Below are 14,029 nucleotides of genomic sequence, written 5' to 3' on the forward strand. Positions count from 1 at the left end.
CGTCCAGCTGAACCGGCGGGGGCGGGGCGAACGGATCGGCCGGCGGCGGGGCCATCGGGTCGGCCATCGGCGGAGGTCCCGGGGGCAGCGGAGCTTCCGGCGGGGGAGCGTCGAACGGTGCCTCGGGTGGCATCGCGGCCGGATCATCGGCAGCCACCGGCAGGTACATGTGGTGCGTGAACTGACGCTGGAAGGCGCCACCGCCGCCGATCTTGACGCCGCGGCCGCCTTCACCGGACGACACCGGCGTGCCGTCGGGCAGGGTCACGGCGGTGTGGCCGCCATTCCAGCCGATCACCAGGGCGCCTGGCTCGCTGCCGTACTTGAAGCCGCGGGCCAGCAGAGCGCGCTCCTGGTTGCCGGTGTTGAAGCGGTCCCCGAAGGCGGGGCGGCCGGTTGCCACGTTGCTGACCCAGGAGGCCAGACCGGAACAGTCGGTCCCGGCGGGAGTGTCACCACCGGAGATATACGGCGTGCCCGAAACGGACTGGACGAGCGCCATCAGCGATGCTGTCGCAATAGCAAACATGCGGCGGGACGTTAACAGCAGGCAAACTGGGCTGACAAAATATGTGACACCCTTCACAAGGGCCGTCGAGTATTGGCTGGTTCACGCAATTTCGGAATGAGTGTGCTCTTCCTTGGCGCCGGTACTCAGGCTCACCCGGCCTGCGGAGGTGGTCATCTGGTTCGTGTGACGGTTTACTCCAATGTCGTTGTCGCACTGGGCGAGGCGGTTGTTGCGTCACGGTGCGATTGGGTGGGGGAATGCGCGAATCGGCCGAATTCACTTATCAAATAGGCAATTTCGCAATCGGGTCGGATAAGGTCGCGCAACGGTGAGCGCCGCTCGGTGTCCGGAACCGGGGACGTTATGTGAGTTGCGGGCGGCATTGGCACGCTGCGCGGCGTTCGGTGATTCTGGCGAATGGCGGACCGGTATGAATTCTGCGCCCCTGCCGCGTCGGGCAGCGATTTCGCGGGGGTGCGACGACGACATGCAGCCAAATGGCTGCATAATGGGACGGCGCCGCCGGACGGCTGCGGATCAGGAGGTCGGTGGGCGATGGATGAGGTGTTCAAGGCCTTGGCCGACCCGAACCGGAGGCAGTTGCTGGACGCGCTCAACGACCGCGACGGACAGAGTCTGGCCGAGCTGTGCGCCGGCCTGCCGATCGCGCGGCAATCCATCACCAAGCACCTGGCGCGGCTGGAGGCCGCGGGGCTCGTCACCACGGTGCGCCAGGGCAGACACAAGTTGCACTACGCCAACGTCGAGCCGATCACCGCGATCACCGACGGCTGGCTCAGCCGCTACGAGCGGGCGGCGACGCCTGCCCTCAGCGACCGGATGGTGCACCCGCCCGACGTCACAGAGTTCCGCTACACCACATATATAAGGACAACGCCCGAGCGACTGTGGCAGGCCGTCACCAATCCGGCGGTGGCCCCGGAGTATCTGGGCCACGCGATCGAATCGGCGTGGCTCAAGGGTTCGGCCTATGTGTGGATCGAGAACGGTCTGCGTACCGAACACCCCGACCAGGTGATCCTGGAGTCCGATCCGTATCGACGGCTCGGATTCACCTACCGCACGCTCACCGCTGACGTCGCCGACCTCACCGAGGAACTGCTCGTCGCCGGTGACACCGAACCGCGCTCGCGCGTGCACTTCGACATCGAGCCGCTCGACGATCTGGTGAAACTCACCGTCGTCCACGACAACCTCAGCCCGGGCGGCGTCGTACTCCCACTGATCTCACACAGCTGGCCGATGAAGCTGGCTCACCTGAAGTCCCGATTGGAACAGGACGCGCCCTGACCGAGCGACGGGCGTGGTGCGCCTCAGGCGAGGGCGTCCGCCCGATTTCTTTCCGCCGGCTCGGGCCACGGTGCGGGTAGCGGCCGCTGGCGCACGTGCTGGGGCCACCAGAACCACTTTCCGAGCAGGGCCGCGATCGACGGCGTCATGAACGAGCGGATGACGAGGGTGTCGAAGAGCAGGCCGAGGCCGATGGTGGTGCCGACCTGGCCGATCACCGCAAGCTCACTGACGGCCATGGACATCATGGTGAAGGCGAACACCAGGCCTGCCGAGGTGACCACCGAGCCGGTGCCGCCCATGGCGCGGATGATGCCGGTGTTGAGCCCGGCGTGGATCTCTTCTTTGAACCGGGACACCAGCAGCAGGTTGTAGTCGGCGCCGACGGCCAACAGGATGATCACCGACATGGCCAGCACCATCCAGTGCAGCTCCAGCCCGACGAGGTGCTGCCAGATGAGCACCGAGAGACCGAAGGATGCGCCGAGTGATATGACGACGGTCCCGACGATGACGGCCGAGGCCACCACGCTGCGGGTGATGATCAGCATGATGATGAAGATCAGGCACAGTGAGGCGATGCCGGCGATCAGCAGGTCGTAGTTGGCGCCTTCCTGCATGTCCTTGAAGGTGGCCGCGGTACCGCCGAGGTAGATCTTGGAACCCTCCAGCGGCGATCCCTTGATGGCTTCTTTGGCGGCCTGCTTGATGGCGTCGATGTGCGAGATACCTTCGGGGCTCATCGGATCGCCCTCATGGCTGATGATGAAGCGCACCGCATGCCCGTCAGGCGACAGGAACATCTTCATGCCGCGCTTGAAGTTCGGATTGTTGAACGTTTCCGGCGGCAGATAGAACGAGTCGTCGTTCTTGGACGCGTCGAAGGCCTGGCCCATGGCCGTCTGGTCCTTCATCATCGCTTCCATCTGATCCTGCAGCCCACCCATGGTGGCCTGCATGGTCAGCATCATCGTCTTCATGTTCTTCATGGTCGCGATCATCGGCGGCATGATCTTGACCATCTGCGGCATCAGGACATCGAGCCGATCCATGTCCGGCATCAGCTTCTGAATGTCATCCGTCATGGTGTCGACCCCGTCGAGGGTGTCGAAGATCGACCGCATCGTCCAGCACACCGGGATGTCGAAGCAGTGCGGTTCCCAGTACAGGTAGTTGCGGATGGGCCGGAAGAAATCGTCGAAATCGGAGATGTGGTCCCGCAATTCGGCGACGTCGGCGACCATCACATGCATCTTGGCGACCATGCTGTGCGTGGTGTCGGCCATCTCCTGGGTCAGCTTGACCATGGATTCCATGGTGTTGATGGAGACCTGCATCTCGTCAGCCATCTTCAGCATGTCCTTCATGCGGTCCTGCATGTACTTCATGTTCATCATCTGGGTGGTGCCCTGCATGCTGATCTGGAACGGGATCGAGGTGTGCTCGATCGGCGTGCCCTGCGGGCGCGTGATGGCCTGCACCCGGGAGATGCCGGGAACCTGGAAAATGCGTTTGGCGATCCGGTCGACGACGAGGAAGTCTGCGGAGTTGCGCAGATCGTGGTCGCTTTCGATGAGCAGCAGCTCGGGGTTCATCCGAGCCTGGGAGAAATGCCGGTCAGCCGCGGCGTAACCGCTGTTGGCGGGGATATCCGACGGCAGGTACTTGCGGTCGTTGTAGTTGGTCCGGTAACCGGGCAGGGTCAGCAGGCCGATCAGCGACAGGGCGATGGTGGCGATCAGGATCGGTCCGGGCCAGCGGACGACCGCGGCACCGACCTTGCGCCATCCGCGAGTACGCATGGCGCGCTTGGGCTCCAGGGTCTTGCGGAACTTCGTGACGACCGTGATCACCGCGGGACCCATGGTCAGCGCCGCGAACACCACGGTGACCATGCCGATCGCCAGTGGGATACCGAGTGACTGGAAGTACGGCAGGTTGGTGAAGTGCAGGCAGAATGTGGCGCCTGCGATGGTCAGCCCGGACCCCAGGATGACGTGCGCGGTGCCGTGGAACATGGTGTAGTAGGCCGATTCCCGGTCCTCACCGACACTGCGGGCCTCTTGATATCGGCCGATCAGGAAGATCGCGTAGTCCGTGGCGGCGGCGATGGCCAAGGTCACCAGCAGGTTGGTGGCGAACGTCGAGAGCCCGATGATGTTGTAGTAGCCCAGGAACGCGATCAGGCCGCGGGCCGCGGACAGCTCCAGCACCACCATCAGCAGCACCAGCACGACCGTCACGATCGAGCGGTACACCAGGAGCAGCATCACGATGATGACCGTGAAGGTGAGTCCCTCGATCATCTGCATGCTGCGGTCGCCGGCGATGTGCTGATCGGCCGAGAGGGCCGCGGGGCCGGTCACGTAGGTGTGGATGCCCTGCGGAGCCGGCACACTCTTGACGATGTTCTGAACGGCTTCGACGGATTCGTTGGCCAGCGCCTCGCCCTGGTTACCGGCCGTGTAGACCTGCACGTACGACGCCTTGCCGTCGGAGCTTTGCGCACCTGACGCGGTCAGCGGGTCGCCCCAGAAGTCCTGAACGTGTTCGACGTGCTTGGTGTCGGCGCGCAGTTTGGCGACGATCTGGTCGTAGTAGTCGTGCGCATCCGAGCCCAGCGGCTCGTCGCCTTCGAGCACGATCATGACCGAGCTGTTGGACTTGAATTCCTGGAACACTTCGCCGACGCGCTTCATCGCGATCATCGACGATGCCTGGTCGGGGGTCATCGAGACCGAGCGCATCTTCCCCACCTCTTCGAGCTGGGGAACGATCACGTTGAGCACCACGATGACCGCGATCCAGCCGAGGATGATGGGCAGCGCCAGCCGCCGGATCCACTTGGCGATGCCGCCGTGGTTGACCTGCGGTGGCGACGCCGCGGGGAAGGCGTCGGTGGGCGCGTCGTGCGTGGGGGTGCTCATGCAGATTTCACCAAGCAGAAGGTCTGGGCGTTGACGCCGGTGGACGTGCGCTGGTCTTTGAGTTCGTCATCGACGGTGATGCGGCAGCTGATGGTGCTGCCGTCGCCCTGCGCCACGATGTTCGGGAACACCGACGGCGCGGTGCTCTCCAGCCGCAACGTCCACGGCAGGGATACCCCGTCGACGCGTTGCGGCTGGGCGTTGAGGTCGAGGTAGTTGACGTCGGCGGTCGCACCCGGCTCGCCGGTGATCTCGTAGACGACGACTTTGGGGTCGAAAGGTTTGGTGTCGTCGACCTTGGCGCTGGCGACGCCCGAACCGTCACCGGCACCGAAGAAGGTACGGACCCGCATCACGGTGAACGCCCCGATGACGACCACCACGAGGATGAGCACGGGGATCCAGAACCGTCTCAAGAGCTTCATGTTTCGCTGGTCAGCCTTTCGGGTGCGCGACGAGACAGCGGTCCTTGCCGTACGACAAGTGAAACCTATACAGGCGGCTAAGTTCAATCAAGTCGATTGGATAGCCGTTGATGTGATGTTGATGTGATGATGCGGACCCGCGCTGTCGCTTCCCCGGTTCACGGTTGCCGTCACCTTGATCCACGCGAGATATTAGCCTATTTAACAGATTCGCAAAACGGGTGGCTACCCGCGTCGTAGCTGGTAACCGTCGTCGGACTCATCGATGCCGGCGTGGTGACACGCCCGGCGCTGGCCCGAGAAATGGAAAACCCCCTGCGACATGTCGCAGGGGGTCGGCAAACCCGTGGGCTACTGCCAATTCCATACCGACATGTCGCCGGCCGGGTAGTTCGCGCAGACATCGGTGGTACGAGCCGCGACACCCTTGTTGTTGAAGAACAACTTGGCCCAGTTCGGCCACTTCCACGCCATGTTCTCGTAGAACGCGTTGGTCGCGGTGTCCTCGGAGTACTGCCGACGGGCCGCGTAATCGAGCGAGAAGAACCAGTGGATGCGGTCCTGCGTCTCCTGCTGGAGTTCGGGCGACTTGTTGTTGTAGTCGATCATGTATCGCTCGTAGTACACGGGCTCGACGTCCCGTGCGGCCGCCATGATCTGTTCTGCGGTGCAGGTGGTCCGCAGGATGCGGTTCGGGATCGGGTAGTCGTCGGTGGCATCGGCCGACGCCATGCCCGGCGCGGCGGCCAGGCTACCCGCGACGGCACACGCGGCGACACCGGTGCGGATCAGATTGCTTACCCGACGTGTACGCATTGCCTTCAATGTTTCGCTCCAAGCCCTCGATCTGGATCGGCTGACAATCAGCCCTGATGCGCTGCCACCTGATCGATCACCGGCTGCAGGTCAGGGCAGTAGAAGTTGATGGCCGTCCCCACGAACTGCCAGGCCTGTGCGGTGGTGCTGTCCTTGGGCAGGTTCTGGGATACGAACTTGGCCGACTGGTACGCGTCGTGATCGACGCCGTTGTGCAGCCGCTTGCACACGATCTTGCCGATCCAGGCGTTGTAGTCACGCGGCCCGTAAATACCGAAAGTGTGCAGCTGGTTGGCGAAGTCGGTGTCGATCTCGGCGTGTGCCGGAGCGGCGAACGCGATGGCGGCGGCGGCGCCGATTGCTGCCAGGCCTGCAATCTTCATGCGCTGAATCTTAGATCATCTAATACAGAATTGGACAGTCAACCCCCGAAGATCCGATTCCGAATTCGCCGGGTCATCGCTGCTCAACCGTAGGAAACCAAGAGCGGAATTCGTTGTTCGGCGCTGGTCAATGAGCCATGCTGGCCGATCAGCGACGACTCGATCGGCTCGGTCCTGCGGCGCAGCAAGGCCGCTGAACCGCGGGTCGCGGCCACGACGTCACCGATCCGGTACCGCACCTCGTCGCGGACCCGGGGCCCGAACCACCCAGCCGCGATGGCCTCGTCGCGGGGCAGCACCCATGCCGTGTCGGCGAGCGCTGCGCGCCACCGGGCCAGCACATCGTCACGCGCACCGGCCGCCGTGTAGACGTGCCGGGCCCGCGCTTCACCGCCGATGTCGGTTACGCCGTCGTGCAGGTCGGCGCGCTCATCGAGGTCGACGACCGCTGCGGGATCGACGGCGACCATGCCGTGGTCGGCGACGACGGCGAGCAGGGCGTCGCGCGGCAGCGTCTCAATGATCGACTCCACCAGCTTGTCGACCTGCCGCAGCTGCATCCGCCAGGCCGGCGAGCCCGGCCCGTGCAAGTGGCCGACGAGATCGAGGTCGCCGTGATAGCCGTAACAGAATCCGCCCCGAGCCACCGCGTCCGTCACACCGGCCGCGAGTTCTCCCAGGGCGTGCACACCGACGTAGCGGGCGCCCCGCAGTACGGCCCGGGTCAAGCCCGACCCGGCGAACTCCGCACCGGAGACCACGCTGACCGCCACCCCGGCCGCCGCTGCCCGCTCGAACGTCGTGGGCAGCGGCTGCAGCTCCTCGGGCCGCACCTGCTCCCGCAGGTCGTCGCCGCGGGGGTGCGGTCGCCACCGCAGGGCGTTCATCACTCGAACATCGGGGGCATCGGGCACCCGGAACGACATGCCCACCAGGCCGTGTTCGCCGGACCGGCATCCCGTGCCGATCGCCGCGAGGCCGGCCACCGTTGTGGAGGGGAACCCGACCTGCAGGGTCTGTCCGCGCAAACCGGCCAGCACCGGGGCGTCGGCGGCGTGGGCGTCCAGCAGTTCGGCGCCCAGCCCGTCCACCAGCAGAACGCTCGCGCCGCGCGCGGGGCCGGGCAACTGGAGGCGGGTATCGAAGCCCGCCACCCCGAGCGTGCTCAGCACCGCCGGGACCACGTCGGCGAGCGCAGGGGCGTCCGGATCAAGGTGTGGCACATCCACATTGCGAGCTTCCCATACCTCTCGCCCGCCCCAGGTCGGCGTGCTGGCCGACTCCTGCAGTGGTCGCAACCGGCACGGTGCGGCCGTGCGCGGACACCGGGGAATGCCCGGGCAACCGGTACGCTGGCGTGCTATGAGGCCGATGAGAGCAGCGATTCTCGCCGCGGCACTTGTCGCGGCCGGGGTGGGAACCTTCAGCGGCGTAGCCGCTGCTGATCCGGACACGCCGGAGCCGACGCCCGCACCGCCCGCCCCGGCGGCTCCCGCCCCCGCGGCACCGGCCGGCGGCCTGGCCACCAGCATCGATCACGACGGCACCTTCGTCGTCGGCAAGGACATCGCGCCGGGCACCTACGCGTCGGCGGGTCCGGTCGGCAGTGGTGCGTGCTACTGGAAGCGCATCGGTGACGACCAGAACCCGATCATCGACAACGCGATGACCAAGAAGGCGCAGACGGTGGCGATCGAGCCCACCGACAAGGCGTTCAAGACCAGTGGTTGCCAGCCGTGGGCGCAGACCGATGCGCCGCCGGACGCGCAGGCGCAGGGTGGCCTGCTACCTGCGTTGATCGCCGGGGGACAGCTCCGCGGCATGCTCGGCACTCTGAACAACGGCGCCCGTCAGTACGACGGATCTCAGGTCCCGATGCCCTGACGGGCCGATGCGCCCCGACACGCCGAGCCTGCGTCGAGCGTCCGTACCGGGCGCCTCACGCGTCGGCTGATTGTCTTGCCGCGCAAGCAAAACCGGTGGTCGAGCCGGGTCGGCGAGGCCTGATTCAGCAAGTGCACAGCGCCAGCGACGCGCGACGTGAGCGCTCCCGCTGTTAGTCTGCGAAGGCCGCCGGTCGCCAGGTCGCATCGGCGAGTGGACACGGAAATCGGCAAGGATACGTAGAACGTGGCGCGCGGCGCAGAGATCAAAGCCCTGACCGGAGTGCGCATCGTCGCAGCCGTGTGGGTGGTGCTGTTCCACTTCCGCCCACTGCTCTATCAAGTCGCGCCCGACATCACCAAGGCGCTCGCCCCGATACTCAACTGCGGTGCACAGGGCGTCGACCTGTTCTTCATCCTCAGCGGTTTCGTGCTGACCTGGAACTACTTCGAGCGCATGGGGCCGTCCTGGTCCACCCGCGCCACGTTGCACTTCCTGTGGCTGCGACTGTCCCGGGTGTGGCCGGTGTACCTGGTCACCCTTCATCTGGCCGCGCTGTGGGTGATCTTCACCCTCAACGTCGGTCATATCCCGCCGGAGGATGTCAGCCCCTTCAACGCGGTGAGCTACTTCCGGCAACTCTTCCTGGTGCAGCTGTGGTTCCAGCCCTACTTCGACGGATCCAGCTGGGACGGCCCGGCATGGTCGATCAGCGCCGAGTGGTTGGCCTACCTGTTGTTCGGGGCGTTGATCCTCGTCGTGTTCCGTGTTGCACGGGCCACCCGGGCCCGCAGCCTGGTGCTGCTTGCCATCGCGGCGTCGACGCCTCCCGTGGTGCTGATGCTGGTGAGTGGGCACATCTACACGCCGTGGAGCTGGTTGCCGAGAATCGTCATGCAGTTCACCGCGGGGGCGCTGGCCTGTGCCGCGGTGCGCAAGCTGGATCTCAGCGATACGGCGTGCCGTCGTGCCGGCTACCTGTCCATCCCGCTGGTGGCCCTGGTCATCGGCGGGCTGTATTTCTTCGACGCCCATCCGCTGAACACCGTCGGTGATGCAGGCGGAATCGTCGATCTGCTGTTCGTGCCACTGATGGTCTTGCTCGCCGTCGGGACCGGAAGCCTCCCGGCGTTCCTCTCCACCCGGCTCCTCGTCTACGGCGGCCAGATCTCCTTCGGCCTCTACATGGTGCACGAGCTGGTCCACACCGCATGGATATGGACGGTCAAGCAGTTCGAGATCACGCTGACGCCGACGTTGTCGGGTAAGGCGACCGTCTTCGGCCTCGTCGCGCTGTCGGTCCTCGGCGGCGTACTGCTGTACCACGTCGTCGAGGAACCGGCCCGGCGCTGGATGCGCCGGATGGTCGACATCAAACCGGCCGACCCACCGAACAGACTGCACCGCATCGACGGCGAGCAGCAAGCCCGCCCGACCGGCGTCTCCGCACGCGCCGGATAGATGCGCACGGCAGCGAAACAGCCTGTGCCACAGGTTGTAATGGGCTCGTTATCGGTGTGTCACCGTGGCTGGGGTAACCTGCCTCGGGGCCAAAGGCGCGCCGTGATCACGGTGGGGGACGCATCGTCTCACCGGCAGTGGAGGTAGCAGTGAGTCGTGTGTTCACTTTTGTCATCTCACTTGGCCTTCTGGCGGGTGTGGTCACGCACATACCGGTGCAGCGGTACACGACATCCGGTCTGGATCCGCGGCTCAATCACATTGCCGTGATCGGCGACTCGTACACCACGGGCAGCCTGGAAGGCGGCGAGGGTCCGCGGGGCTGGACCACCCTGGCGTGGGATCAGCTGGCCCATCGCGGTGTGCAGGTGAAGGCCGACGTGGTCGCCGAGGGCGGAGCGGGCTACGTGCAGCGCGGTAACCGCGGCAGCATCTTCGGTGACCTCACGTCGCGCGCGGTTAAGCCTGACGATTCGCTGATCGTGTTCTTCGGCTCGCGCAACGACAAGGACATGGACCCCGCGGCGATCACGATGATGAGCCACAACGCCCTGACGCTCGCGCAGCACATCGCGCCGTCGGCCAAGCTGCTGGTGATCGCGCCGCCGTGGGTATCGGCCGACGTGCCGCCCTCGATCCTGACCATCCGCGACATCCTCAAGGCCCAAGCCCACGATGTGGGTGCGGCGTTCTTCGATCCGATCGAAGACGGCTGGTTCTTCGACCGGCCCGACCTCATCGGTGGCGACGGTATCCATCCCACCGATGCCGGGCATGCGTACATGGCCGACCGGCTGGCCCCGCTCATCGGCAGGCAGCTGCCGCGCGCGCTCTGAGCGCTCAGTTCGGGGCCGAGGTGCGGAAGCGGTCGCGGTAGGCCTTCGGTGCCACGCCGAGGTGGTTGACGAACACCCGGCGCAGTGTCTCGGCACTGCCGAATCCGGCCAGCCGGGCGCTTTCCCCGACCGAATGCCCGGCGTCGAGTGCGGCCCGGGCGACGTCGATGCGGACCCGCTCGACATAGCGCGCCGGGGTGGTGCCCAGCTCGGCCGCAAACAGCCGCGTCAGCTGGCGGGTGCTCAAAGACGCAACCGCGGCAAGGCTTTTCACGCTGTGATCGGCGGTGGGATCGGCTGCGACGGCATCGATGACGCGCCGCAGCACGGAGGGCTCGGAGGCGTCGACCTCCACCAGGGTGGAGAACTGCGACTGACCGCCCGCCCGCTTGAGATACACTACCAGTGACCTCGCCACCTCGCGGACCAGGTCGGCACCGTGATCTCGCTCGACCATGGACAGCGCCAGGTCGATACCGGCCGACACCCCGGCCGAGGTGTAGATCTCGGCATCCTTGACGAATATCGCGTCCGGTTCGACGACGGTGTCGGGATACGCGCGCCCGAGCAGGTGGGCGTGCCGCCAGTGCGTGGTGGCCCGCCGGCCTTTCAGCAGGCCGGCCTCGGCGAGGATGAACGCGCCCGTGCAGATTGACGCCAGCCGGCGGGTACGGCCCGGCACCTCCCGTAGCGCGGCGACCAGGGCCGGGTCGATCGGCCGCCCGACCAGGTTGTCGCCGCCGGCCACCAGCACGGTGTCGACCTCATTGATGTCCGAAATGCGTTCGGTGACAGGGAATTTCGTGCCGATGGACGTGGTGACCTCACGTCCGTCCAGCGACGCGATCCGGATCACGTACTGCGCGCCGAACCGATTCGCCTCGGCGAACACCTCGGCCGGGCCCGCCGCGTCGAGCAGCTTCACGCCGTCGAAGACGACGATCACCACCACGCGCGGACGGGCGCTGCCTGCCATCAGCCTGCGGTACGGCGGTAGGCGAGCTCCTTGAGTTCGGTCGGCAGCGCGTCGGCCCGCAGAATCTCGTGCAGCAGTTGGGGTTCGAGGGTCAGGGCGCGGAACACGATGCCCACGGTCACGTCGTGATCGGGCCGTTCGGTCACCACGACCTCGTCACCCGCGCGCACGGTGCCCGGTGTCACCAGGCGCAGGTAGGCTCCCGGAATCGCAGTCCTGGTAAAGGTTTTGATCCATCCGTTGATCTCCAGCCATGCGGCGAAGGTGCGGCAGGGGATGCGCGGCCGGGACACTTCGAGTTCGAGGCCGTCCGAGCCCACCCGCCACCGCTCGCCGATGACCGCGTTGGTGACGTCGACGCCGGCCGTGGTGAGGTTTTCGCCGAACACCCCGTTGGCGATCTCGCGGTCCAGTTCGCTCTGCCAGTCGTCGAGGTCTTCGCGGGCGTAGGCGTAGACCGCCTGATCGTCACCGCCGTGCACCAACTGGTTGCCGATGGTGTCGCCGACCAGGCCGCTGCCGAGGCCGCCGTGCATGGGTCCGGGGGCGCGGACCGCGACCGCCCCGGCGGCCGGGCGCTTGTCGATGCCCGTCACCGTGCGCTGATCGTCGGGGTTGGGCCGTGGATGAGCCACGTTGACGGTCAGAACATGTGCCATGACGCTCAAGCTAGACCATCGGTGTCGCAACGTCATTCGGGGCGGCCGGCGGCGGCGGAACCGGCAGGCACAACCCGGTCGCGGTGTCGAGCTGGCGGCCGGGCACGCAGAACGGCGCGCATCCGTAGATGACGCCGGTTTCACCGTCCGGGCAGCCCGCCATCACGGTGGGCGTCGCGCTGCCGGCGAATCCCAGTGGCACCGCGGCGAACAACACTGCCGCCAGCGTCGTGATGCTCCGCCGCGCTCGGCTTGCCATGCCGTACTCCTGATGTGTTCGGGGCTCTCTGATCTGCTTGGAAGTTTAGGCTGCGACGAGAGGAGGAGGTCCACATTGCCCACCTCGATGCGTATCCCCGCGGTGGTGATCGTGGGCGCGGTACTGACGGCATGCGGCGGAGGGCGGCCAGTAGCCGGACCGTCGAGCGCGCAGCCGACCACATCGCCGCCCGCCGCGGCGTCCGCCGCGCCGCCGACTGCTTATGCGCCGGCCAAGCAGCAGAGCAAGGCCTGGGTGGATCTGCAGGCCGGAGACTGCCTGGTCGACATGCCACCGACCGATCCGAGCGTGGTGATGGTGACGACGGTCGACTGCGCCACCCCGCATCGCGCCGAGGCGTTCTACCGCGGTGATGTGGCCGTCAACGACGCCGTGGCGGGCGTCGCCGACCAGGCCTGTGTCTCGGGATTCGCGTCCTATACCGGCCACCCCGCGGGCGGCAGCAGATTTTCGGTGACCTATCTGATCGATTCCCGCCAGGACCGCACCTCGAACAATCCGGAACCGAGTTCGGTGATCTGCGTGCTGTACCCGGCGGACGGGACGCAGCTGACCGGGTCCGCCCGTCGGTGAGGCGATCCGGCGTCGGCTAGCGTCACCTGCTTGTGCAGACCCTGATCGACCTCGACAGCTCGCCGGTGTTCGCGATTCCCCTGCGCGACAGCACCGCCATCTACGAGGGCGTGCTGGTCGAGGGACCGCAGGGCTGGGGCGAGTTCGGCCCGCCGGCCGATGCCGAGGCCTCGACGCTGGTCCGCTGGCTGACCGCGGCGACCGAGCCCGGCACCGTCGGCTGGCCCGATCCGATGCGCGGCCGAATCCCCATCGCTGCCACCGTCCCCGCCGTCGATCCCTCGCGCGCCCGGGACATCGCGGTCGCATCAGGGTGCCGGTCGGCGACCGTCGAGGTCGGCACCGCGTTGGCCGACGACGTCGCCCGGGTGGCTGCGGTGCGCGAGGCCCTCGGACCCGACGGCGTGATCCGCTGTGACGCCAAGGGGAGGTGGGACGTCGACACCGCGGTGGCCGCGATCGCGGAGCTGCAGCGGGCGGCCGGCGGCCTGGAGTTCGTCGTGCAACCCTGCCCAAGCCTCGCCGACGGCGCGCGTGTGCGGGCTCTAGTCGACGTACGTATCGCGGCTGACGTGTCGATGCTCGCCGCCGAAGGGCCCGTGACGCGCGAGACCGCCGATGTCGCCGTCGTGTCGTGCGGCCCGCTGGGCGGCGCGCGCCGGGCGCTGCGGGTGGCCGAGATGACGGGGCTGCCGTGCGTCGTCACCTCGACCGTGCAGACCAGCATCGGCCTCATGGCTGGGCTCGCGCTCGCGGGTGCCCTGCCCGAGTTGCCCTACGCCTGCGAACTCGGCGGCCGCGCGCTGCTGGCGGGCGATGTCGTCGCGCAGTTCCGTTCGCTGACCGTGGTGGATGGCTTCCTGCCCGTCGCCCCGATGCCTCCCGCGCCCCAGCCGGAGCTGATCGACCGCTACGCCGTCACCGACCCGCACCGGATCGCGTGGTGGCGTGATCGCCTCCGCGCGGCCACCGCGCTGCAGAATTGAG

General features: G+C 66.8%; 15 protein-coding genes. 6 read left to right on the top strand and 9 right to left on the bottom strand.

Translation table 11 applies throughout. The features are described 5' to 3' along the window. Positions 1 to 529: NlpC/P60 family protein (locus BST13_RS34060; protein WP_142282912.1), on the bottom strand; the 529-nt coding region annotated here is incomplete at its 3' end. Between the two features lie 537 nt (positions 530 to 1,066). Here BST13_RS34060 and BST13_RS34065 point away from each other — a divergent pair. After that, positions 1,067 to 1,822 (top strand): ArsR/SmtB family transcription factor, encoded by a 756-nt coding sequence (locus tag BST13_RS34065; protein ID WP_083170077.1) that lies wholly within the window; start codon positions 1,067 to 1,069, stop codon positions 1,820 to 1,822. A 23-nt stretch (positions 1,823 to 1,845) separates the two neighbouring features. Here the strand turns inward: BST13_RS34065 and BST13_RS34070 are convergent, their stop codons facing one another. The 5 genes from BST13_RS34070 to BST13_RS34090 all read right to left on the bottom strand — a co-directional run bounded on the left by BST13_RS34070 (position 1,846) and on the right by BST13_RS34090 (position 7,602). Then, a complete protein-coding gene (locus tag BST13_RS34070; RefSeq protein WP_083170079.1) occupies positions 1,846 to 4,749 on the bottom strand; it encodes an MMPL/RND family transporter in 2,904 nt (967 codons plus the stop codon). Further along, the gene (locus BST13_RS34075) at positions 4,746 to 5,174 is read right to left on the bottom strand and encodes an MmpS family transport accessory protein (RefSeq protein WP_029374272.1); all 429 of its coding nucleotides are present in this window, start codon (positions 5,172 to 5,174) and stop codon (positions 4,746 to 4,748) included. The genes BST13_RS34070 and BST13_RS34075 overlap by 4 nt, the downstream gene beginning before the upstream one ends. A 351-nt stretch (positions 5,175 to 5,525) precedes the next feature. Beyond that, entirely contained in the window at positions 5,526 to 5,990 is a 465-nt protein-coding gene (locus BST13_RS34080) for a DUF5078 domain-containing protein (RefSeq protein ID WP_083170081.1), read from the bottom strand. 47 nt (positions 5,991 to 6,037) lie between these two features. Continuing rightward, on the bottom strand, positions 6,038 to 6,373 hold the full coding sequence (locus BST13_RS34085; RefSeq protein WP_083170083.1) for a DUF732 domain-containing protein: 336 nt from the start codon (positions 6,371 to 6,373) through the stop codon (positions 6,038 to 6,040). Between the two features lie 83 nt (positions 6,374 to 6,456). After that, complete coding sequence (locus tag BST13_RS34090) at positions 6,457 to 7,602, bottom strand: alkaline phosphatase family protein (RefSeq protein ID WP_083170085.1); 1,146 nt, start codon at positions 7,600 to 7,602, stop codon at positions 6,457 to 6,459. Between the two features lie 133 nt (positions 7,603 to 7,735). Between BST13_RS34090 and BST13_RS34095 the strand changes: the two genes are divergently transcribed. From BST13_RS34095 to BST13_RS34105, 3 genes are all read left to right on the top strand, one after another. Beyond that, a complete protein-coding gene (locus BST13_RS34095) occupies positions 7,736 to 8,257 on the top strand; it encodes an Rv1352/Rv1906c domain-containing protein (protein WP_083170087.1) in 522 nt (173 codons plus the stop codon). 246 nt (positions 8,258 to 8,503) lie between these two features. Then, the gene (locus BST13_RS34100) at positions 8,504 to 9,718 is read left to right on the top strand and encodes an acyltransferase family protein (RefSeq protein ID WP_083170089.1); all 1,215 of its coding nucleotides are present in this window, start codon (positions 8,504 to 8,506) and stop codon (positions 9,716 to 9,718) included. Between the two features lie 149 nt (positions 9,719 to 9,867). Further along, positions 9,868 to 10,554, top strand: a complete 687-nt coding sequence (locus BST13_RS34105) for an Rv0518 family GDSL lipase (RefSeq protein ID WP_083170091.1) — start codon at positions 9,868 to 9,870, stop codon at positions 10,552 to 10,554. A 4-nt stretch (positions 10,555 to 10,558) separates the two neighbouring features. Here BST13_RS34105 and BST13_RS34110 read toward each other — a convergent pair whose 3' ends face one another. The 3 genes from BST13_RS34110 to BST13_RS34120 are packed head-to-tail and all read right to left on the bottom strand — an operon-like array spanning position 10,559 to position 12,448. After that, on the bottom strand, positions 10,559 to 11,530 hold the full coding sequence (locus tag BST13_RS34110) for a GlxA family transcriptional regulator (protein ID WP_083170093.1): 972 nt from the start codon (positions 11,528 to 11,530) through the stop codon (positions 10,559 to 10,561). Next, a complete protein-coding gene (locus tag BST13_RS34115) occupies positions 11,530 to 12,189 on the bottom strand; it encodes an MOSC domain-containing protein (protein WP_083170095.1) in 660 nt (219 codons plus the stop codon). The genes BST13_RS34110 and BST13_RS34115 overlap by 1 nt, the downstream gene beginning before the upstream one ends. Before the next feature lie 10 nt (positions 12,190 to 12,199). Further along, positions 12,200 to 12,448 (bottom strand): hypothetical protein, encoded by a 249-nt coding sequence (locus BST13_RS34120; RefSeq protein WP_083170097.1) that lies wholly within the window; start codon positions 12,446 to 12,448, stop codon positions 12,200 to 12,202. Between the two features lie 75 nt (positions 12,449 to 12,523). Here BST13_RS34120 and BST13_RS34125 point away from each other — a divergent pair, with 75 nt between their 5' ends. Beyond that, positions 12,524 to 13,042 carry a hypothetical protein gene (locus BST13_RS34125; RefSeq protein WP_142282913.1) on the top strand — a complete coding sequence of 173 codons (519 nt, stop codon included), beginning with the start codon at positions 12,524 to 12,526 and terminating at the stop codon, positions 13,040 to 13,042. A gap of 32 nt (positions 13,043 to 13,074) precedes the next feature. Then, on the top strand, positions 13,075 to 14,028 hold the full coding sequence (locus BST13_RS34130; protein WP_083170101.1) for an enolase C-terminal domain-like protein: 954 nt from the start codon (positions 13,075 to 13,077) through the stop codon (positions 14,026 to 14,028). The last annotated feature ends 1 nt before the right edge of the window (position 14,029 follow it).

It is taken from the genome of Mycobacterium aquaticum (genome assembly GCF_002086485.1).
GTDB classification, from domain to species: Bacteria; Actinomycetota; Actinomycetes; order Mycobacteriales; family Mycobacteriaceae; genus Mycobacterium; species Mycobacterium aquaticum.

What these genes read in the sequence shown, in the direction of transcription:
- BST13_RS34065 (WP_083170077.1), top strand. Translation starts at nt 1,067, where the DNA reads ATGGATGAGGTGTTCAAGGCCTTGGCCGACCCGAACCGGAGGCAGTTG.
- BST13_RS34070 (WP_083170079.1), bottom strand. Translation starts at nt 4,749, where the DNA reads ATGAGCACCCCCACGCACGACGCGCCCACCGACGCCTTCCCCGCGGCG.
- BST13_RS34075 (WP_029374272.1), bottom strand. Translation starts at nt 5,174, where the DNA reads ATGAAGCTCTTGAGACGGTTCTGGATCCCCGTGCTCATCCTCGTGGTG.
- BST13_RS34080 (WP_083170081.1), bottom strand. Translation starts at nt 5,990, where the DNA reads ATGCGTACACGTCGGGTAAGCAATCTGATCCGCACCGGTGTCGCCGCG.
- BST13_RS34085 (WP_083170083.1), bottom strand. Translation starts at nt 6,373, where the DNA reads ATGAAGATTGCAGGCCTGGCAGCAATCGGCGCCGCCGCCGCCATCGCG.
- BST13_RS34095 (WP_083170087.1), top strand. Translation starts at nt 7,736, where the DNA reads ATGAGGCCGATGAGAGCAGCGATTCTCGCCGCGGCACTTGTCGCGGCC.
- BST13_RS34110 (WP_083170093.1), bottom strand. Translation starts at nt 11,530, where the DNA reads ATGGCAGGCAGCGCCCGTCCGCGCGTGGTGGTGATCGTCGTCTTCGAC.
- BST13_RS34115 (WP_083170095.1), bottom strand. Translation starts at nt 12,189, where the DNA reads ATGGCACATGTTCTGACCGTCAACGTGGCTCATCCACGGCCCAACCCC.
- BST13_RS34120 (WP_083170097.1), bottom strand. Translation starts at nt 12,448, where the DNA reads ATGGCAAGCCGAGCGCGGCGGAGCATCACGACGCTGGCGGCAGTGTTG.